Annotated in this window: 19 protein-coding genes; 10 read left to right on the forward strand and 9 right to left on the reverse strand. The window is 46.6% G+C overall.

What is annotated here, in order from left to right; all coding sequences use genetic code 11:
- Window positions 1–49: 49 nt before the first annotated feature.
- A complete protein-coding gene (locus CPIN_RS27645) occupies window positions 50–925 on the forward strand; it encodes an AraC family transcriptional regulator (protein WP_012793181.1) in 876 nt (291 codons plus the stop codon).
- Window positions 926–1,268: 343 nt separating this feature from the next.
- Window positions 1,269–2,264 carry an L-glyceraldehyde 3-phosphate reductase gene (gene mgrA / locus CPIN_RS27650; protein WP_012793182.1) on the forward strand — a complete coding sequence of 332 codons (996 nt, stop codon included), beginning with the start codon at window positions 1,269–1,271 and terminating at the stop codon, window positions 2,262–2,264.
- Window positions 2,265–2,504: 240 nt separating this feature from the next.
- On the opposite strand, the gene CPIN_RS27655 is transcribed toward mgrA, so the two are convergent.
- Together CPIN_RS27655 and CPIN_RS27660 are read right to left on the reverse strand one after the other, a co-directional pair.
- On the reverse strand, window positions 2,505–3,278 hold the full coding sequence (locus tag CPIN_RS27655) for a phosphosulfolactate synthase (RefSeq protein WP_012793183.1): 774 nt from the start codon (window positions 3,276–3,278) through the stop codon (window positions 2,505–2,507).
- A 68-nt stretch (window positions 3,279–3,346) separates the two neighbouring features.
- Entirely contained in the window at window positions 3,347–4,291 is a 945-nt protein-coding gene (locus CPIN_RS27660) for an EamA family transporter (RefSeq protein ID WP_012793184.1), read from the reverse strand.
- Between the two features lie 116 nt (window positions 4,292–4,407).
- On the opposite strand from CPIN_RS27660, the gene CPIN_RS27665 reads away from it, so the two are divergent.
- The gene (locus tag CPIN_RS27665) at window positions 4,408–5,040 is read left to right on the forward strand and encodes a CGNR zinc finger domain-containing protein (protein ID WP_012793185.1); all 633 of its coding nucleotides are present in this window, start codon (window positions 4,408–4,410) and stop codon (window positions 5,038–5,040) included.
- Between the two features lie 53 nt (window positions 5,041–5,093).
- Here the strand turns inward: CPIN_RS27665 and CPIN_RS27670 are convergent, their stop codons facing one another.
- The 4 genes from CPIN_RS27670 to CPIN_RS27685 form a co-directional block, all read right to left on the reverse strand.
- Window positions 5,094–5,960, reverse strand: a complete 867-nt coding sequence (locus CPIN_RS27670; RefSeq protein ID WP_012793186.1) for an aldose 1-epimerase family protein — start codon at window positions 5,958–5,960, stop codon at window positions 5,094–5,096.
- A 46-nt stretch (window positions 5,961–6,006) separates the two neighbouring features.
- Complete coding sequence (locus CPIN_RS27675; protein ID WP_012793187.1) at window positions 6,007–6,216, reverse strand: hypothetical protein; 210 nt, start codon at window positions 6,214–6,216, stop codon at window positions 6,007–6,009.
- Between the two features lie 50 nt (window positions 6,217–6,266).
- On the reverse strand, window positions 6,267–7,679 hold the full coding sequence (locus CPIN_RS27680) for an MBL fold metallo-hydrolase (protein WP_012793188.1): 1,413 nt from the start codon (window positions 7,677–7,679) through the stop codon (window positions 6,267–6,269).
- 93 nt (window positions 7,680–7,772) lie between these two features.
- Window positions 7,773–8,180, reverse strand: coding sequence for a response regulator (locus CPIN_RS27685; RefSeq protein WP_012793189.1), 408 nt, complete (start codon window positions 8,178–8,180; stop codon window positions 7,773–7,775).
- A 662-nt stretch (window positions 8,181–8,842) separates the two neighbouring features.
- Here CPIN_RS27685 and CPIN_RS27695 point away from each other — a divergent pair.
- From CPIN_RS27695 to CPIN_RS27705, 3 genes are all read left to right on the forward strand, one after another.
- The gene (locus CPIN_RS27695) at window positions 8,843–9,901 is read left to right on the forward strand and encodes a sensor histidine kinase (RefSeq protein ID WP_012793190.1); all 1,059 of its coding nucleotides are present in this window, start codon (window positions 8,843–8,845) and stop codon (window positions 9,899–9,901) included.
- A gap of 164 nt (window positions 9,902–10,065) precedes the next feature.
- The gene (locus CPIN_RS27700; protein WP_012793191.1) at window positions 10,066–10,779 is read left to right on the forward strand and encodes a LytR/AlgR family response regulator transcription factor; all 714 of its coding nucleotides are present in this window, start codon (window positions 10,066–10,068) and stop codon (window positions 10,777–10,779) included.
- A 135-nt stretch (window positions 10,780–10,914) separates the two neighbouring features.
- On the forward strand, window positions 10,915–13,515 hold the full coding sequence (locus CPIN_RS27705; protein WP_012793192.1) for an outer membrane beta-barrel family protein: 2,601 nt from the start codon (window positions 10,915–10,917) through the stop codon (window positions 13,513–13,515).
- A gap of 89 nt (window positions 13,516–13,604) precedes the next feature.
- Here the strand turns inward: CPIN_RS27705 and CPIN_RS27710 are convergent, their stop codons facing one another.
- Together CPIN_RS27710 and CPIN_RS27715 are read right to left on the reverse strand one after the other, a co-directional pair.
- On the reverse strand, window positions 13,605–14,006 hold the full coding sequence (locus tag CPIN_RS27710; protein ID WP_012793193.1) for a hypothetical protein: 402 nt from the start codon (window positions 14,004–14,006) through the stop codon (window positions 13,605–13,607).
- 135 nt (window positions 14,007–14,141) lie between these two features.
- Window positions 14,142–14,564, reverse strand: coding sequence for a Dabb family protein (locus CPIN_RS27715; RefSeq protein ID WP_012793194.1), 423 nt, complete (start codon window positions 14,562–14,564; stop codon window positions 14,142–14,144).
- Window positions 14,565–14,749: 185 nt separating this feature from the next.
- Here CPIN_RS27715 and CPIN_RS27720 point away from each other — a divergent pair, with 185 nt between their 5' ends.
- The 3 genes from CPIN_RS27720 to CPIN_RS27730 are packed head-to-tail and all read left to right on the forward strand — an operon-like array spanning window position 14,750 to window position 18,090.
- Complete coding sequence (locus CPIN_RS27720) at window positions 14,750–15,949, forward strand: glycosyltransferase (protein ID WP_012793195.1); 1,200 nt, start codon at window positions 14,750–14,752, stop codon at window positions 15,947–15,949.
- 35 nt (window positions 15,950–15,984) lie between these two features.
- A complete protein-coding gene (locus tag CPIN_RS27725) occupies window positions 15,985–17,079 on the forward strand; it encodes a glycosyl transferase (protein ID WP_012793196.1) in 1,095 nt (364 codons plus the stop codon).
- Window positions 17,080–18,090, forward strand: coding sequence for a glycosyltransferase family 4 protein (locus tag CPIN_RS27730; RefSeq protein WP_012793197.1), 1,011 nt, complete (start codon window positions 17,080–17,082; stop codon window positions 18,088–18,090).
- On the opposite strand, the gene CPIN_RS27735 is transcribed toward CPIN_RS27730, so the two are convergent.
- Entirely contained in the window at window positions 18,084–19,529 is a 1,446-nt protein-coding gene (locus tag CPIN_RS27735) for a glycoside hydrolase family 130 protein (protein WP_012793198.1), read from the reverse strand. The genes CPIN_RS27730 and CPIN_RS27735 overlap by 7 nt on opposite strands.
- A 311-nt stretch (window positions 19,530–19,840) precedes the next feature.
- On the opposite strand from CPIN_RS27735, the gene CPIN_RS27740 reads away from it, so the two are divergent.
- A complete protein-coding gene (locus tag CPIN_RS27740) occupies window positions 19,841–20,680 on the forward strand; it encodes an AraC family transcriptional regulator (protein WP_012793199.1) in 840 nt (279 codons plus the stop codon).
- The last annotated feature ends 10 nt before the right edge of the window (window positions 20,681–20,690 follow it).

The raw sequence follows: 20,690 nt of genomic DNA on the forward strand, positions 1-20,690 counted from the left end.
AATACATTCCTGCAAGCCAACTTGCGCTTACTATTAAAATTGCTACCAGATGAAAGTGTTACAGTTTACCATACCTGTTCCGCTGGACAAATCCATTATTGTACAGAAAGACGTACTGCCTTACTTCTATCCCCATCTGCACAGACACCAGGAGATCCAGCTCACCTGGATACAGCAGGGTGAAGGTACCCTGGTGGCCGACAATAATATGCATCCGTTCCGGCCCAGTGAGATTTATTGGCTGGGGGCTAATCAACCGCATATTTTCAAAAGCGAGGCATCTTATTTTCAACCCAAGAGCCGGAAAAAAATAGTGGCGCTGGTAATATTCTTTAATCCGGACGGCGAACTGGCAGGCTTCTTCAATCTGCCGGAAATCAAAGTTCTGAAGAACTTTATCCAGCAACACCAGTCAGGCTTTAAAGTACCTCCCGAACATGCCACGGAGATCTCCAGCCGTATGCTGAAGATCACCAACAGCTCCGGAACCGAACAATTATTGCAGTTTGTCGAACTGCTGAAACAGTTATCCGGTTGCCCGGATATTACACCACTGGCCTCCGGCCAGCGTGCACAGCCTGTCAGCGAACATGAAGGGATCCGTATCGGGAATATCTACAATTATATCATGCATCATTATGATAAACCCATCACCCTGGAAGACGCCGCCAAACAGGCATGTATGACGCCGCAGGCATTCTGCCGCTTCTTCAAAAAGCATACGCTGCATACCTTCGTTTCCTTCCTGAATGAAGTAAGAATCAATGAAGCCTGTAAAAAACTGACGGATGGCAGTTATGATAATATTGCTACCGTGGCGTATACCTGCGGATTTAACAGTATCACCAATTTTAACCGGGTATTTAAGTCTGTCACCCAGCGATCCCCCAGTGAATATATGAACAGTTATTTCCAGAGTGTTTAAGTACTTATCAGGCACCCGGCATTTCGCAGGATTAAAAGACAGCTCAACTGAAGTCTGTTGACAGCCAATCATGTTATTTTTGTAGCGCTTTCTTTTCTATATATAGTCAGACTATAGTTATCCTGCCTTAGTGCGCCGTTCTTTACGCAGCATTAGCGTAGGATAAGTATAGTCCGACTAATACCAGGACACCTCCTCCTCCTGATTCCCCCACTTTTTCTCCCCGGATACCCCTCCTTACGCTCTTTTTTAATAGTTGCCCTGCCATTTATTACCGCTATTCCCGCCATTGCTGTTTTTCTTACAAATAGCACTATCTTGTACGTCCAAAAAAAACCACATTATGAGTGCTTATGTTCCTGCAAGTGAACGCTATGATACGATGATATACAACCGTTGCGGTAAAAGCGGTATCCGCCTCCCGGCGGTTTCACTGGGTCTCTGGCATAACTTCGGGTCTATCGATAACTTTGAAAATGGCCGTGCTATCGTACGTCGTGCCTTCGATAAAGGGATTACCCATTTCGACCTGGCCAACAACTATGGTCCGGTACCCGGATCTGCAGAAGAGAATTTCGGCGCGATCTTACAGAAAGACTTTACAGGCAACCTGCGCGATGAACTGGTCATCTCTACGAAGGCCGGTTATCATATGTGGCCTGGTCCGTACGGAGACTGGGGGTCCCGTAAATATGTGCTGTCCAGCCTCGATCAGAGTCTGCGTCGTATGAAACTCGGCTATGTCGACATCTTCTACTCTCACCGTCCCGATCCGGAAACGCCGATAGAAGAAACCATGGGCGCTCTGGATACTGCCGTTCGTCAGGGTAAGGCTTTATATGTCGGTCTGTCCAACTATACTGCAGAACAGACAAAAGCTGCACTGGCCGTATTACAATCATTAGGCACTCCCTGCCTGATCCATCAGCCGAAATACTCTATGTTTGAAAGATGGGTAGAAGGTGGTCTGCTCGATGTACTGGAAGCGAATGGCGTAGGTTGTATTCCATTCTCTCCCCTGGCACAGGGTTTACTGACTGATCGTTACCTGAAAGGTATTCCTGAAGGGTCAAGGGCCAGCAAGCCAAGCGGATTCCTGAAAGCGGATCATATCACCCCAGAGAAACTGGATAAGATCCAGCGGCTGAATGCCATCGCACTGCAAAGAGGTCAGACGCTGGCACAAATGGCACTGGCATGGATACTGAAAGACAAACGTGTGACCACTGTACTGATAGGGGCCAGCTCTGTAGAACAACTGGATAATAACCTGGGTGCATTACACAAGGTGCAGTTTGACGCAGCAGAATTACAGGAAATTGAAAACATCCTGCGATAAACATCGGATCTGCCGATCAATGCACGGTAATATCCCCCCCCATATCGCAATATCAATGTGTTTCCGCCCGGGGTTACTTACTACGTACAGGAAAGACATTGATGTTATAAAATAAGAAGAAGCCTTCCGGAATGTTACCTCCGGAAGGCTTCTTTTATTCATCGAGAGATGATTACTTCTTGATATAGCCAACTTGTGACTTTCTGTGCGGGAATCTGGTCCTATGCTACCACTTCCACATTATTTTGTTCCGTCCAGGTAAAAATGGAAACTATCGCCACGTAAACCTACGCGCATCGCTTCCAGTGAAATCACCTCATTATAAGCGATATTACCCAGGTTGGCATTACAACCCATCAGGTCCAGGAAATACAGCTGCTGGTCCTTTCTGGGCGCTTCCCAGATAATCTTCTCTCCGGATACCTGCGTCAGGATTTCCTGTACCAGCCCTTCCCTTACCTCACCGGAATCACGGTACAGACCTACCGTACCCGTTTCTCTTGCTTCTGCAATGATATACTCAGAACCGGCAGAAAGCTCCGCTTTGATCAGTTCTATCCATTTATAAGGCGGCGTGATATGCTCTCGGTCTTTATCTTTTGAACCGATTTCGCTCAGTACAGTGCCTAATTTTGCCAGTTTCTCGATATACCCGCATTTCTCTGCATGTGGGATGGAAAGAGAACCGTCAGATACTTCAAAGTAATTGATGCCGTACTTTTTTACCACATCGATATAATCATCGAACTGATTACGGATAATGAAAGCCTCCAACAGCAGACCACCAAAATAAACAGGGATATTATATGATTGATATACTTTGATCTTTTCATCCAGGTTAGGCGTTACATAAGCCGTACCGAAAGCCAGCTTCACCATATCTACGTGTGCTGAAGATACAGACAGGAAGTCTTTTGTATCCTGCAGGCTCAGCCCCTTGTCAGTCACCATTGTAATACCAAATGAACGAGGTTGTTTCGTACGTTCAGGAATTTTGTCCAGGTTAAAATTCATTTTCCTAAAGTTTTGCTGCGTTTACTTCCTTTTTTAATAAACTACGGGCAAAGGTATTTAAAAAATGTTCAGGCACGTTGCCTGTTAAAAGATAGTTTGTAGTTGGGGAAATTAGTTAACAATACGCCCACCAGTATGACAAACATACCCAATAACTGCATCCAGCTAAGTTGCTCATTTACAAAAGCCCAGCCCATCAGCACCGCCACTACGGGATTAACGTAGGTATGGGTGCTGACCAATGCCGGCGGACGCACTGTTATGAGCCAGGTAAATGCCATATAGGCTATCAGGGAGCCGAAGAAAACGAGATATAATAATCCGGCCCATGCGGCAGCCGGTACCTGTTCTATCCTGAAACGGGACCACTCTCCCGTCATACCGCTCAGTAAGCCACTGGCAATAGCTGCCGCCAGTAACTGAATGGCACTGCTTAGTATATTAGGTGTGCGCTTATCCAGTTTTCCCTCTGCATGTAAGGCGCCGGCTACCCAGAACACCGTTCCCACCAGGATCGCCCCGTATCCAACCCATTGCATCACATTATCAGCGTCCTGTTGTGCAGCAGCCTCTCCTCCTCCGAAAAACAGGATAATGCCCGCAAAGCCGACCAGCAGTCCCGTAATGATAAATACGTTCCCAAAGTATTCCCGCCAACGCTTCCTGTCTGCCAGCAGAAACACAAACGGCTCTGTAGCAATCATAATAGCTGCCTGTCCGGAAGTAATATACTGCTCTGACCAGGCCACAATACCACTACCACCTACCAGCATCAGGATACCGCTGACTACACACACCTTTACCACTGACCATCCCGGCCAGGCTACCCTCCTGATACCACACCATCCCAGCAACAAAATAGCCGCCAGCAGGTAACGGAGTCCGGACAGCATAAACGGAGGGAAACCCCGCAATCCATAGATCACGGCCAGGTACGTCGTACCCCAGACGATATACACCGCCATAAAAGCCAGTATGATCAACCACTGCGGCGCATTCCGTTCAGCATTCATGTCTCCGTTTTTACCTGTTAAATCGTATTTACTGGTATAAAAATAGTAATTTTTTATTACCAGCAAACTAATTTTTGATAGTGATAATATCAAAAATCGTATTTTTGAGTACGTAAATGAGTAAGGAAAGATCAATAGCAACATTATCCCTGGATGGCGGCGCCCTCTGTTTCCATTTTATCAATACGGTAAATGCATGGAGAGGCATCAACCTGCATGAATACCTGGGCAGCTATCAGGAAGTCATCGAATGGTGTAAAAAGGTGGACATCCTTGATGAAGCACAACGCAGCGCCCTCTTACAGGAAGCTGCGAAGGATGAAACGGCTGCCGGCCTCGCCCTGCAGAAACTGAAGAAAACAAGAGAAACGCTGTATCAGTTCTTTTCCGGTATCGCGGAAAATGATGGCAGCACACTGACTGCCGGTGTATTGGAGAAATTCAATAAAGCACTGAGTAGCGGACTATCTAAACTTCAGTTTGAGTCCTCCCCTACAGGTATACGTGCCATCCTGAAACAGGAATATGCCGACCTCCTTACACCCTTATGGACGGTGATGAAATCGGCCTACGACGTACTCACTACGGAAGAGCATACACGTATCAAAGAATGTGAGACCTGTGGATGGATCTTTCTTGATCAGACGAAAAACAATAAAAAACGCTGGTGCAGCCCTAGTAGCTGTGGTACTGCCGATAAATCCAAACGCTATTATCAGCGTAAAAAAGAACAGTCAGAAGAAGAATAAAAAACGGGATACCAGTTAATACCAGTACCCCGTCTTTAATATATTACCACTGCTTAAAACAGTGTGACCGCCCAGCTTCTTTCGAAACGTTTGCCTGCATCCAGTATATGAATACCTTCTTTGCCGGTAATATCACCCGTCGCATTTACGCTGTCAGCAATACCATTCCAAGGCTCAATACAGACAAAGTTGGCGTCTTTTGCCGCCCAGATACCCATATAAGGGAATCCTTCATATTGCATTTTCAGGCCACGTGGCGACTTGTCACTTTTCAGTTCCATTACGGTAGAAGCCAGGGTCTTGAATACCAGTGCGTCTTTATAAAACAGGTGGTGCTTCAGTGCCAGTTTATGCGTCTTTACCAGGAATGGTTCCGGTGTCAGTTCTATCAGTCCGTCGGCTGACAATGGCCATACGCCATCATTCTCCTCTTCATTAAAATGCAAGTAATAATCTTCATAAGTCGTCTCTTCTGTCAGCGGCACCTTAAATGCAGGGTGTGCACCTACAGAAAAATACATGGTCTCCTTACCGGTATTCTCTACGATATAAGAGACCTGCAGGGAAGTGTCATGTATGGTATACACTACCTGGAAACGAAAATGAAAAGGATATACCTGCAAAGAATCTTCCGACTCCGTCAGGGTGAACACCAGCTTATCCGCCGCCTGTTCTGTCAGGGTAAAGACCTTATCACGGGCAAAACCGTGGCGGCCCAGCGTGTAGCTTTTCCCTTTATATGTGTAAGTATTGTTCTTCAATGTTCCCACTATCGGGAATAATACGGGGCTTTTTTTAGCCCATTCTGGTCCTGCATGCCACAGATACTCCTGCTGAAGGTCCTTACGGACGATGCTCTGTAATTCGGCTCCTTTCTCTGCAACAACTACCTGTAGCTTATCGTTCATTAATTCAGGCATACGAAACTTTTTTTTCAAAAATAACCATTCGCCTGCTTATTTGACCTTATTTTTTCCTGTCGCTCAATACCAGTACCAGTCCTACAGCAGCAATGATACCGCCTGCATAGGTAGGCCATCCGATCCAGCGATTTTCGGTTTTATTTACCTCTACCGGACCAAGATCCACTACTTTCTTTTGTGTTTTTACAGAGAAGCCGCGAACGACAATCATTGCGATACCAGCTACGATAAGAATGAGACCAAATGTTTTCATGTGTTGTAGATTTAATACTGATGATTAAACAAGACACATGCCAGCCCATCCTATAAAGTAGAAGAAGGCGTAAAGTAATCGCTCAGCTGAAAAAGGCCGCTTTCTTTTAATGCCTTCATTCCTCCTTTTATGTCCACAAAATTGTGATAACCCCGCATACGCATGATAGAAATAAAGATCACGGAACGATAGCCACCGGCACAATGTACGTAATACAACTGCTGCTTATCCAGCTGACCAATATGATCATTGATATACTCCAGTGGTATATTGACCGCGCCGGCAATATGTTCGCCGCTGAATTCATTTCTTCTGCGTACATCGAGTAACTGCACCGGTATCCAGGACAACCGTTCGGCCAATTCCGCCGGTGTTATCGTCACGATATCGTCCACCGTACGTCCGGCAGCCCGCCAGGCTTCAAAACCACCTTTCAGATAGCCCAGGGTATTATCAAAACCAATACGGGCCAGCCGCGTCACTACCTCCTGTTCCCTTCCCGGATCGGCAATGAACAGAATCGGTTGTTGTCCGGGGATCAGGGTACCTGCCCAGGGCGCAAAATTACCATCCAGACCGATATTCACAGCACCGGGTATAAAACCGTCTACGAATAGTTCCGGTCCCCGGGTATCGAGCAGGATCGCCCCTGTTTCATTTGCCAGGGCTTCAAATGCTTCGGGTGACAAGGGCCGGGTACCACGTGTGATCACATTGTCTACATTTTCATAGCCCTGTTTATTCATCTGTACATTTAAAGGAAAATAAGCTGGTGGTGGTGTAAGTCCGTCCGTAACGGCTGTTATAAATTCCTCCCTGCTCATATCAGCGCGCAGGGCATAATTGGTACGTAATTGTCCGCCGAGGGTATCCGTCCGCTGACCGCTGATCAGTTTTCCGCACGCACTACCTGCGCCATGAGCAGGATACACTGTAATCTCCGGAGGCAAAGGCATAATCTTGTTGCGCAGGGAATCAAACAGGATACCCGCCAGCTCGTCCCGGGTTTTACCGGAAGCCTGCTGCGCCAGATCGGGCCGGCCCACATCCCCGATAAACAGGGTATCTCCTGAAAAAAGCGCCGTCTCCTTCCCTGCTTCATCGATCAGCAGGAAACAGCTGCTTTCCATAGTATGCCCTGGCGTATGTAATACTTTGATCTTTATATCTCCCAGTGTGAGTATTTCGCCGTCTGTTGCGATATAGGCCGGAAAGGCAGGCGTTGCACCCGGACCATAGACAATATTGGCGCCCGTAGCTGCCGCCAGATCCAGGTGTCCGGACACAAAATCAGCGTGAAAGTGGGTTTCCAGTACATATCTGATCACGGCGTCATCCTGTTGTGCCCTGCTGATATAAGCCGCTACATCGCGTAGCGGATCAACAATAGCGGCGGCGCCATTACTTTCAATATAGTAGGCGCCATGCGCCAGGCAACCTGTGTAAAGCTGTTCTATTTTCATAAATCAGTGCTTGTACGACAAAGGTCTGCCTTCTGCATAAGCAGGCAGATGACGGTCATCAGACCATATACTGATACTGATACAGGAAAAGACTTAGTGTTGTTCTGCGCCGACAAGGATTTCGCGGATCATATTCTTTCCGATAGGTTTCACCAGGTAACCGGATAAGGTTGGGAACTCCCTGGCTTTCTGCAGATCACTTTCATGTGTTGAACTGGTAAGGATATATACCCGGATATGTTTTTCCGTAGGTAGTTGTAGTCGTACGAATTCGGTCATAAACTGCCAGCCATCCATATAAGGCATGTTAACGTCCAGGAGGATCAGGTCCGGCAGTTCATCCGGATTGTCAAGGTGAGACTTGATGTGATGAAGCGCCTGTTCGCCGTCTGTAAACTTATGAACGCGTTCTACAAGATCCAGCCGCTCAAAGTGCTGCCGCATTACAAACTGGAATAATTCATCATCATCGACAATGCAAACATTCTTTACTTTACTCATCTGCTGTAAGGTGTATCGCGGTTATTAAAATAAACGTAGAGCTCCTCTTCCTTCTTTATACGCGCCTGACTACAAAATTGCTCCTACGTCCGGACCTGGTTTTTGATTTAAAGGCTTACGCCATAGCATTCGTAACCGCGGTGTCTACTGTTACTGATATTCGGAATAGTGTTTCGTAATGTTTAACGCCCAATCCTTATGCCAGTATCCCTTAAAACAGTAAAACATACGCTTTATTCCGTGTCGGTTACTATCCCGAACCACATGTCCGTTATTGCATTATTGGTCAAATTAAATAAAAAAAAATCGAAATATACTTTCCCGTAATTTATAGCGGGTACCGTCAGATTATATGTTGACTGGGCATTTTTTTCAACAATCTGCGGACTTAGCATGTTCCACACCGTTATTCCCATGCCTGCTTTGCTTGCAGAATCGATTTTTATCAATACTTGTTATATTGACACACCGGCTGCGGGTATAGCCGGTTAATAATAGTTTCTCCGGGGTTCAGGATATGATATGCTTTCTAATTCGCTAATAAACAGCAATATAAAAGAAAAGTACAAGTTTGCCGCCAAAAAACCGGCATTCATCTCAATATTTCCCTTAATGATGGATTTTTTTGGTTCTTTTGAGGTTGTTTAATGTCACACACCGGAATGACTACACTTGTTAACGATACCAGACAGGCTTGGTATTCCAGGAAATGGGCACAGGTATTCCTGCACGCCGTAGCCTGGATCACGCTCTTTTCATTGCCTTATCTTTTGCGTCCTTCTCCTGATCAGCACAGAGGACCCGATCCTGATGAGCGCTACTGGCATATCCATTTCATCATCAATGCCATCCTGCTTACGCTCTTTTTCTATCTGAATTCAAATATTCTGATACCGAAACTAATCTATCGTAAGAAATACCTGCAATTCGGCGGCGTATTGCTGGTCCTTTTTGCAGCACTGATCTACCTGCGCTACCTCTTTGTACAGTCGTTTATTACACATAAACAGGCAGAACTGAAGCCGACCATCCTCTTCACCTTCTTTACGGTGTTATTCATACTGGCCTGTAGTACCGCCTGGCGGATGATCCGGGACAAGATGAATGCGGATAAACTGGCCAGTGACAAAGAGAATGAAAATCTGAAAACAGAGCTTTCTCTGCTGCGTTCTCAGGTAAGCCCCCATTTTATGTTCAATGTATTGAACAACATGGTGGCGCTGGCCAGAAAACAGTCAGATCAGCTGGAACCTTCCCTGATTAAATTATCGTCCCTCATGCGTTATATGCTGTATGAGGCCGATGAAGATACCGTGGCGCTGGATAAGGAAACAGACTATCTGCAAAGCTATATCGACCTGCAGCAACAGCGTTTTGGCGCCAAAGTACAGGTCAATGTGTCCATGCAGCTGCCCGAGCACGGCTACGAAATAGAACCCATGCTGCTGATCCCCTTCGTGGAAAATGCCTTTAAACACGGTACCGGACTCATTCCCGATGCCCGCATCGATATCGAGCTCCGCGCCAGACAAGGCTTACTCCAGTTCTCCGTCATGAATAAGTACAATCCTGAGTACACAGAGATCAAGGATAAGACCTCCGGCATCGGACTGACAAACGTCAAACGCAGACTCAACCTGTTGTATAAAGACAATTATCAGCTGCTGATCAGTAAAAAAGAGGGATGGTTTGTGGTATCTTTGCAGCTCCATTTACATTGAGGAATTAGGAATTAAAGATTAAGATTTAGCTTTACACAATAAGACCATGAGAATATTATTTAAGAATATAAAAGCAACTCAATACACCATTGATAATAAAGCACTCATATCATCACTGACGGCTAACCAATTCCTAATTCGTAATTCCTAATTCCTAATTGATTATGACTTTAAGATGCATAGCCGTCGACGACGAACCACTCGCGCTTGACCTCCTCGAAGACAATATCCGCCAGGTACCTTTCCTTGAAATGGTGGCCAAATGTGCGGACGCCTTCGAAGCTATCAAAGTATTACAGGAAACCACCGTTGATCTGATCTTCCTCGATATACAGATGCCCGGACTGACCGGCCTGCAATTCATACAGAGCCTGGCCCATAAACCGATGATCATCCTTATTACTGCTTACGAAAAATATGCACTGGAAGGATTTGAACTGGATGTTACCGATTACCTGGTAAAACCCGTCAGCCTGCCCCGCTTTATCAAAGCATGTAATAAAGCCAGAGAACTGCATCAGCTCAAACATCAGCAGCTGACCGCCGCTCCGGGTACCACACCTGAGTTTTTCTTCGTGAATTCAGATTATAGTCTGCTGAAGATCAATGTGGCCGATATCATCTGGATAGAAGCCTTAAAAGACTACATCAGGATCCATCTGACCGGCACCGCCAAACCTGTAGTGACACGCATGCCACTGAAACAGGTAGAAGAACAGCTGCCACCGGCCAGATTCATCCGTATTCATAAATCTTATATCATCGCAGTTGCCCACATCACGGCCATTCGTAAAAACAGCGTTTTTATCGGTACTATGGAATTGCCTGTAGGTGATAACTACCGGGAAGCTGTAGCAGCGCTGACAGGTACTAAATAGGTCATTACCAGCTTATCATGTAGTACGACCAACACCATTATTCACGTTTTTTGTCGCGTTATTTCCTTGCATTGTCTCATTTGCTATGTATAATGGAACCGCGCTATTAGTTTTGTGTTTATAAGAATGTTACTTATGCAAAGAATTCTCTGGCTATTTGCCATGTTGACCTTCTCCTTTTATGTATCCGCGCAGCAGCGCCCTGGAGGCGGAGCCGGCCCGGGTGGATTTGCCGGCGCCAAACCACCGAGTATAGGACGTATCTATGGAAAAGTCCTCGACAATGAAGGGAAGCCAATGCCTTATACCTCTGTGATCGTGTTCCAGAACAAACTTGATTCCGCTACCAATACCAGAAAAGATATCCTCCTGAAAGGTGTTATCACGCAGAACAATGGTGAATTCAACCTGGAAGATCTGCCGGTAATGGGGCCATTGATCCTGAAAATATCTGCTACCGGTTTCAAACCATACGCACAGACCGTTTCTTTCCTGACAAAGAAACCTGCGCCTGGTACCATGCCTTCCTTTGACAAAGATCTGGGCAATATCAAACTGACCAGCGATATCAGTCAGCTGCAGGGCGTCACCGTTACCGCCTCCAAACCACTGATGAAAGTGGACATGGATAAGAAAGTATTCAACGTTGAACAGAATATTTCCAGCGCCGGTGGTACCGCACAGGACGTCATGAGAAACGTACCTTCCGTAAACATCGATATCGACGGTAAGATGACCATGCGTAATGCAGCCCCCCAGTTGCTGATAGATGGCCGTCCGACTACCCTCACCCTCGATCAGATCCCTGCGGACGCGATCGAAAGCGTGGAAGTAATGACCGCTCCGAGCGCTAAATACGATGCTTCAGGTGGTGGCGCAGGTATCGTGAACATCGTGCTGAAAAAGAACCGTAAAACCGGTTATAATGGTAATATCCGTGCAGGTGTGGACAAACGTGGCGGTATCAATGGCGGCTTGGACTTCAACGTACGCCAGGGTAAAGTAAATATCACCGCCAGCGGTATGATCAACCAGATGCGCGATCGTACCAACGGTCACACCGACAGGCTGGATATCGCAGATGATCCGAATATTCATACCCTGCAGGAAAACACCTCCAAAACAAATGGTGGTTTCATGTTTGGCCGTCTCGGAATGGACTATTTCGCTACCAACCGTACCACTTTATCCGTATCCGGTCTCAAAGTACACGGTTCCTTCAAACCTTCCAGCATATTAGATATCAACAGTGATACCCTCTACTCCGGCACGCCAATGACATCTTTCAGCCGCAGAACAACCGAAGGTGAACGTACCTTCAACGGTACGGGTCTGGTTTTAGGTTTAAAACACCTCTTCCCGCACGAAGGGGAAGAGCTGACCATGGACGCTAACTACTTCGGTGGTAAGAGTGATAACAGCTCCGATTACAGCACCGACTACTACAATATCAAAGGTGGCGCTGTGACCGGCAACGAACTGGAAAAGATCAACGGTAGCGGTAAGATGCGCAACATCACCGCACAGACCGACTATGTAAAACCACTGGGTACCAAGAGTAAACTGGAAGCCGGTTTACGTGCGGCCTTCCGCCATATCGAGAACAATAACTACAATTACCTGTTCAACGAGGCGACCAGCCAGTACGACCTTACTTCCGGCAATACCAGCAACTATAAAAACAATGAAAGTGTGTACGCTGCCTATGCTACCTTCAGCAGCAGCATCCACAACTTCAGCTATAAATTAGGACTGCGTGGAGAAAGTTCAGAGTATACGGGCGAACTGGTACAAACGGGTCAGAAATTCAGCAATAGCTACCCTATCAGCCTGTTCCCGACTGTCTTCCTGAGCCAGAAACTGAAACACGAGCAGGAAGTACAGATAAGTGCAACCCGTCGTATCAACCGCCCGAACTTCTTCCAGCTGATACCATTTGCCGATTCTACCGACAAATTCAATATCACCAAAGGTAACCCGGGTCTGGTGCCAGAATTCACGCAGTCCCTTGAACTGTCTTACCTGAAAACATTCAAGGGTAACCACACCTTCCTGGGTTCGGTGTACTACAAACACACCGATAACACCATCACAAGTTTTATCGACCGTCAGACGGATCCGATTACCGGCAACACAGCACTGATCAATACGTACATTAACGCCAGCAGCAGTTATACAACAGGTGCAGAGATTACGGTACAGAACTATTTCACAAAATGGTGGGATATGTCAACCAACATCAACCTGTATAATTCCAAGATCAACGCCAACGCAGGCGCTCAGCAGGACGCCCTGTGGAGCATGTTCGGAAAGATCAACAGTAATTTCAAACTGCCAAAAGCATTTGATCTGCAGCTGACCGGTACCTATCAGTCCAAAACCAATCTGCCGATCAATACCAACACCGGCTTTGGCGGCGGCCCTCCAGGTTTGGAAGCACAGAGCGCTTCTCAGGGTTACATCCGCTCTTTCTATGGTATAGACATCGCCCTGAAGAAAAGTTTCCTGAAAACAAAGGCACTGACGGCTACCCTGGGTGTCAGCGATATCTTCCGCTCACGTAAAACCAGTCAGTACTCTTACAGCGACTACTTCATACAGAACTACGAACGTCTGAGAAACCCACAGATGATCAGACTGAACATCGCCTACCGCTTTGGTAAAGTAGATGCCTCCCTGTTCAAACGTAAGAGCTCAGGAGCCGGTAACCAGGGTATGATGGACGGCATGCAATAAGAAACATATCACGGAACAACATATAACAACAAAAAAGCGAATGGTCATACAGCCATTCGCTTTTTTTGTTGTTATAAGAAATTCAGGGGTTAAGCATTCATAAATTCAAGGTCGAAATAATACTCCCGGTGATCCGCAGGATTCACATAAATAGAGATCTGTTGATGCCTTTCCAGCAGAAAACTGACCGTCATCCTGTCTTTGTAAATATAAGGACTCAGCAATTCCATATGGGTATGCGTATCGGGCTGATAAGCGCAGGAGAGATAACAGATCTCCCTTTCACGCATTTCAGCACTCCGGAGACCAATCAGGCCGTCCAGCATGTGCACCTCCAGTCCGTCGCTGTCAGAAGGTTCCTCATAATAATTGGAAGTAATAACGGTACAATTCTGTGCACTCACGGTGATCCTGCTGCCTGTAGTCTTCAGAAAGGCATGCGGCTCAGGCGGGCTTTGGGGAAATAGCAGTCCTATGATTCTTTTTAGCATAAATAATTGCTTTTACAAATGAGATCAAGGCTGGCATTGGTTGGTCCTGTATTTTGTCGAAGGGCTGATCCTGGCTGATGAAACAGCCCTGTTGCTAACAGGGCCGTACTGTTCATTCAAATATACAAAGTATCCTCAAATATCTTCTGCATCATATACAATCACTTTCTTCCACACCGAGGAACACTCCTCGATGAATTTCAGGTGCGCAGGATCCGTCTGGTAAATGTCCTGTTCCGCCTTGTTCTTAAAAAACAGCAGCCACGACACCTGGTAGGAACGGTCAATCACGTCCCTGTTGGTACTGGAAGGCGTACCAATATGATGTTGCAGGATGGTCTTTGCTCCTTTGGCCAGTTTCTGCAGACCAGCAATCAGTTTTGCCTTGTCCTCCTGGCTATCAGGATTGTGCAGCCAGAAATAAACATGATGAACGAATACCTTCTGTGCAGGCGCCTCAGCTGCCATCGCAGCCCCTCCGGTCATGGTCGCAATACCGGTTACCGCGGCAGTCTTACCGGCAGCAGAGAGGAATTGTCTTCTGGTTTGTTTTGACATAGGGTCAGTTTTTATATAGGAAAATAATAAAAATATTAGAATCTGTGCCAATTCTGACTGGTTCGCTTTTTGCAATTCTACATTTTGATTCCACGTACGAGACACTACTCAGACCCACAGGACGACCTGTTTACTCCCTTAACCCTTGTTAGTTCGATTCTCTTTACTGCGTTAAAACCTTAGGTATGGATACATATGACATGAAGCCGGAGATACTCTATGTGAGTACTTATTCCCCCCGTAAATGTGGTATTGCCACTTTCACGGAGGATCTTACCAATGAACTCATGCACCTGCTGAAGCATGAGTTTGAAATCAGCGTTTGCGCTTTGGATAAACGGGCCAATACAGATAATTACGCCTCTCCGGTTACCATGGTCATGGACGGTTGCAGACTGAACTCCTGTATTGCAGGGGCCGAGGCCATCAATCAGAATCCTGCCATCAAAATGGTGTGTATTGAGCATGAATTTGGCCTTTTCGGCGGCAATATGGGCGAATATGTACTCGCCTTCCTCTCGCTGCTCACCAAACCCTTCATTATTCGTTTCCATACCGTATTACCTGATCCGAATGTCGAGCGGCTGAAGCTGGTCAGAAGCATCTGTCTGCTGGCAGATAAGGTACTTGTGATGACGCAGCACTCTCATCGTTTACTGGTAGAAGACTATAATATCCAGGCAGATAAACTGGTAATCATCCCGCATGGTACCCACTTTATACCTGCCGCAAACAGAGGCGACCTCAGAAGCAGGTTACACCTGGAACACAAAAAGATCCTGACCACTTTCGGTTTGCTGAGTCCGAACAAAGGTATTGAGACCGGTATTAAAGCAATGGTAAAGATCGCTGCGGAATTTCCGGAAGCTGTCTACATCATATTGGGGAATACCCACCCCAATCTTGTGGCATCGGAAGGAGAAGCATACCGCGAAATCCTTGAAGAACTCATAAGAGAAAATAACCTCACCAATAATGTCAAACTGGTGAATGAATTTATTCCGACTCATCTGTTGCTCAACTACCTGTCGCTGACAGACATCTACCTCTTTACTTCGCGCGATCCGAACCAGGCCATGAGCGGTACATTTATGTATGCCATGAGCGCCGGTTGCCCGATCATCTCCAATGCCTTTGTGCTAGCCAACGAAATGTTGGATAAAGACACAGGCATTATCATCGAATCGGGTGATGAAGACGCACTCGCCGCCAACGCCATCTATCTCCTGCGCAATGAACAGATCCGCCAGGAAATGGGTAAAAAGGCATTTATGAAAACAAGAAATACGATGTGGGGCACCGTCGCACGTAAACACGCGATGCTGTTTTATGAGTTAATGAAAAAACAATTGCCCACTTACGATAACAATCTCGCAGCACTGTAAACACCGTCGCGTATTGTTTCACCAAAAAGAATTACATGCGTTCGCATTTACAGACAGCAGAAACATTTCCCGAAAAAGCTTTTGTGCCGGATGAGCTGGTATTACCAGCGTTCAATCCGGCACATCTGCTGAACATGACAGACAGCACCGGCATGATACAACATGCACTGCGCATTACGCCCAACAGGAAAGAAGGCTATTGTACGGACGATAACGCCCGCGCTTTAATGCTGACGGTCCTTGCCTGGAAACAGGGCCGGTATCCCGAGGTACTCAGACTCATGTCCATCTACCTGAGTTTCATCCACTATATGCAGATGGAGGACGGTTACTTCCATAACTTCCTGCGTTATGATAAACAGATCGTTTACGATGGCAGTTCGGAAGACGCCTATGGCCGTACACTGATGACCCTTGGATACCTGGTAGAATACGGCCCTTCTCCGCTGATGATCAGAACAGCCGAAGACCTGTTCCTGAAAGCGGCCGCACATATGGACAAGCTGCAATCCCTGCGGGGCATGGCGAATAGTCTCGTTGGCCTCTGCCTCTTCGTCCGCTCACATACCGGCGACCAGGAACAGCTATCCAGAATAAGCCTGCTTGCGGATCAGCTTATCGATGAATACAACAGATACAGTGATGATAAATGGTGCTGGTTTGAAGAAGTACTGACCTATGATAACGGCATTCTCCCATTGGGACTATTACATGCTTACAGCATCACCCGTCAGGAAAATTACCTGCATACCGCCCTGGAAGCGATCAGTTTCCTGGAGTCGAAGGTCTTCCATGATGAGGTGCTTTATCCCGTAGGCAATAACGGCTGGGCAAGCAAAGGTGGCAGTACCGCCCTGTTCGACCAGCAACCACTGGACGCCATGGCCATGGTCCTGTGCTATCAGCAGGCGTTTCATGTCACCGGCGATACGAGACACCTTCATAGACTGACACAATCCTGGCAATGGTTTATGGGCGCTAATGCCCTTCAGCAACCTTTGTACGACGACATCACCGGTGGTTGTGCAGATGGTCTGCAACCCGACCGTGTCAATGAAAACCAGGGTGCAGAAAGTACTATCGCTTTCTGGATCTCCTACTTTGCTGTTGCCGAAACATTAAATAAATAAATGAAAATAGCCGTTCTTGCGCCGATCAGCTGGCGCACGCCCCCAAAGCAATATGGCCCCTGGGAACAGGTAGCCTCTGTGCTTACCGAAGGATTAGTACACCAGGGGCTCGATGTGACACTTTTCGCTACCGGCGATTCCATTACCAATGCAAAACTGTCTTCCGTCAGAGAACACTCTCTTGGCGATGAACCTGGCGATTTTAAAGTATGGGAATGTCTACATATCTCCTCATTGATGGAACGTGCCGGGGAATTTGATCTCATTCACAGTCATTTCGACTTTCTGCCATTGACCTGGTCCCGGGTGATTAAAACACCTATGCTGACCACTATTCATGGTTTCTCCTCTCCTGCTATTCTTCCGGTATATCAGAAATATAACGGTACGACACACTACGTCTCTATCAGTAACAGTGACCGCGATCCTTCACTGACCTACATCGATACCGTATATAACGGACTGAATGAAACCTTGTTTTCTTTTACGGCTACGCCGGATGACTATCTGCTGAGTTTTGGACGGATACACCCCGAAAAAGGGACGCATCTGACCATTGAGATTGCCAGGGAAGCGGGTATGCGTTTAATCATCTGCGGACTGATTCAGGACGAAAACTATTTCCGGGAAAAGATCGCCCCACATATCGATAACAGGCAGGTGATCTATAAAGGGAATGTAGGTCCGGAAGACCGGAACAATATCCTCGGAAAAGCAAAAGCATTACTGCACCCGGTCCTGTTCAATGAACCATTCGGGTTAAGTATTGCGGAAGCCATGATGTGTGGTACGCCGGTCATCGCATTTGACAGAGGCGCCATGAAAGAGCTGATTACAGACGCTAAAACAGGATTCCTTGTAAAGAATACAGCGGAAGCAGTATTGGCCGTAAAACAGGCGGATAATATTCTCAGAAACGATTGCCGCGAACATTCCCTGGCCAGGTTCAGCCAGGGAAAGATGGTCTCACATTATATAGAAGTCTATAAACGTATATTGGGTACTCACTGAGCTGGCTTTAATAAAGCCTTCAGTAACTTATCCAGCGGAATACTGGCAAAAGAGGACGCGTAGTCAGACACCGCATAAGGGATAAATACCTGTCCCTCATGTATCATCGCACCACAGGAATACACTACGTTCGGCACATATCCGTCACGTTCATCTTCTTTAGGCATCAGCAGCGGATATTGCAGACGTCCCAGCTCTTTGGTCGGATCTTCCAGATCAAACAAGGCCGCACCCAGACAATACTTCCGCATCGGTCCTACCCCATGCGAAATGATCAGCCAACCCTTCTCTGTTTCCAGCGGCGAACCGGCATTCCCGATCTGCACAAATTCCCAGGGATATTTAGGTTTCTGCAATAACTGCGGTTCTTCCCAGTCATACAGGTCTTCAGAAAACATGATATAGTTATTCTGCCCATCGATCCTTGACAACATCGCGTATTTGCCATTTATCTTTTTGGGGAATAAAGCCAGATTTTTATTCACAGCTCCTTTACCATACAGCGGATGTACTTCAAAATGCTGAAAATCGCAGGTTTTAATCAGTTTGGGTAATATAAATGAACCGTCATAAGCAGTATAAGTCGCATAATATGTACAGGAGCCTTCTTCCTCTGTGAACTTCACAAAACGTGCATCTTCAATACCATTCTTCTCTGTATAAGTTACCGGGAAGATGACCCGCTCTCCCAGTGTGGTGTGTTCAGGAAAATGCAGTTCATAGCTGGCATCGACCAGTTCCAGGACATGCTGCTTCAGTGACAGCTGATCCATCGGATCTTTAATGCCCCGCAGCGAGTTACGTAGGATAATATCTATTTCTGAATAGGTAAATTCATCTGTCAGCTGATGCAGGATACCCACATGCAGATCTTCCGGCAGCCGCAACTGATTCAGCTGACGGGCGAAATGTTCTTTATCATTCCGCTTCTCTCCGGTCAGCTTTCCTTCCGTCAGGAAATGCGTCGGATCGTCCAGCGTAATATTACAGTCTTTATCGATCACACCTTCCCGGAATACGATAGACGAAATATGACTTTCACCGGTAGCCCGGAAGCTGACAATAACGCGCTTATGTCCCGGCGGAATACCTGACTGGTCAGGCGCTTCTACTACAGACGGATTGAACAGCGCTGCTGCTTCCAGCGAATATTCCATGGTGAAATAAGCCCCAAGCAGGTGTTGCCTGTCTTTGGTGACAATCACGCCGGCCGGCACCAGGTGAGAAATCCTGGAATAATGGTTTTCAAACACTTCATGGATGTCCTTATATCTGCGGGAAAATTCTTTCAGCACACCATTCAGTACTTCACATACCACATTCTCCGGCATATCCACAACCTTATTAATGATTTGCACCGATCTTTCATTGCCGGAGTTAAAAAAGCGGGGAATGACTCTTTTGAAATCAGGGTTGATCCTGATATTTTTTCTCGTCATGCTTAACATACGCAACAATCTACAGGGTTATAAAAGATATGTGTTTATAAAGATAACTCTTTTAATCGTAAGGCATTGCGACCGCATCACGTGGCAGCGTCACCGTTCGGATACACCTGCAATACGGTCAAAAAACAATTGCTTTGGGCATTTCAACAAACAATATCTGCGCCAGTAAGTTCCTGAACGATGCTTTTTATACTCCCCTGGCAGAAAAGCCGGCTAACATGGTTAATCCAATGTTATTAGTGTTTTCGGGCAGGCACATCTGCATAAAATTTTGCTACCTTTAACACTGTCAGGGGAGATTTATGAAAATTACGAGGTTCTTATTACGCGACTTCATTACAAAAGGTGAACTTTTTCATCTGGCCAGGGTAAAAATATTCTCTACCGATGATATTTCACTTCACAATCATGATTATGCCGAAATCTTCTGGATAGAGCATGGCAATGGCACTCATCTGATCAATGGACTAAACACCCCGCTGAATACAGGCGATATTATCATGATGCGCCCGGATGATCTGCATACCTTCTCTTCCAACCGTCAGGGCATTACCATGATGAACCTCGCATTTCCCTTTAAAACCGTACAGTATTTCAAAAAGCGATACTTCCCGGAATCGGAAGATTTCTTCTGGAAAAAAGGCGACCTGCCCTACCAGGCCACACTGGACGAAACGATCTTAAGAAGCATCACCCACCTGGCAGAAAAAATGTGGAAACACCAGGACTCCGCCATCTACCTGGACAGTTTCCTACTCTCCCTTTTTAAACTCCTGCTCCCTACTGAAAATCAACCGGATAACCAGGACATTCCCGCATGGCTGAACAATGCCATCCAGCTATTTCCTGCACAACCCGATCTCTTCCGCCTGGGCGCCAGAGGTTTTGCCTCCATCTGCGGCCGTAACATCGATTATGTCAACCGTACCGTCCGCAAATGTTATGACAAAACACTCTCTACCCTGGTGACGGAATTACGTATGCAGTTTGCAGCCAGACAGTTAGCCATCACGAATGCCCCCATTAAGAGCATCTGCCACGATTGTGGCTTCAATAACCTCGGCCATTTCTACAAACAGTTTCAGACTATTTACCAGCAAACACCTTCTCAATACAGGGAACAGCACCAACGTATGTCGTAGATCGTTATAC

Origin of the sequence: Chitinophaga pinensis DSM 2588 (assembly GCF_000024005.1) — a bacterium.
In the GTDB taxonomy this organism is placed as follows: Bacteria; Bacteroidota; Bacteroidia; order Chitinophagales; family Chitinophagaceae; genus Chitinophaga; species Chitinophaga pinensis.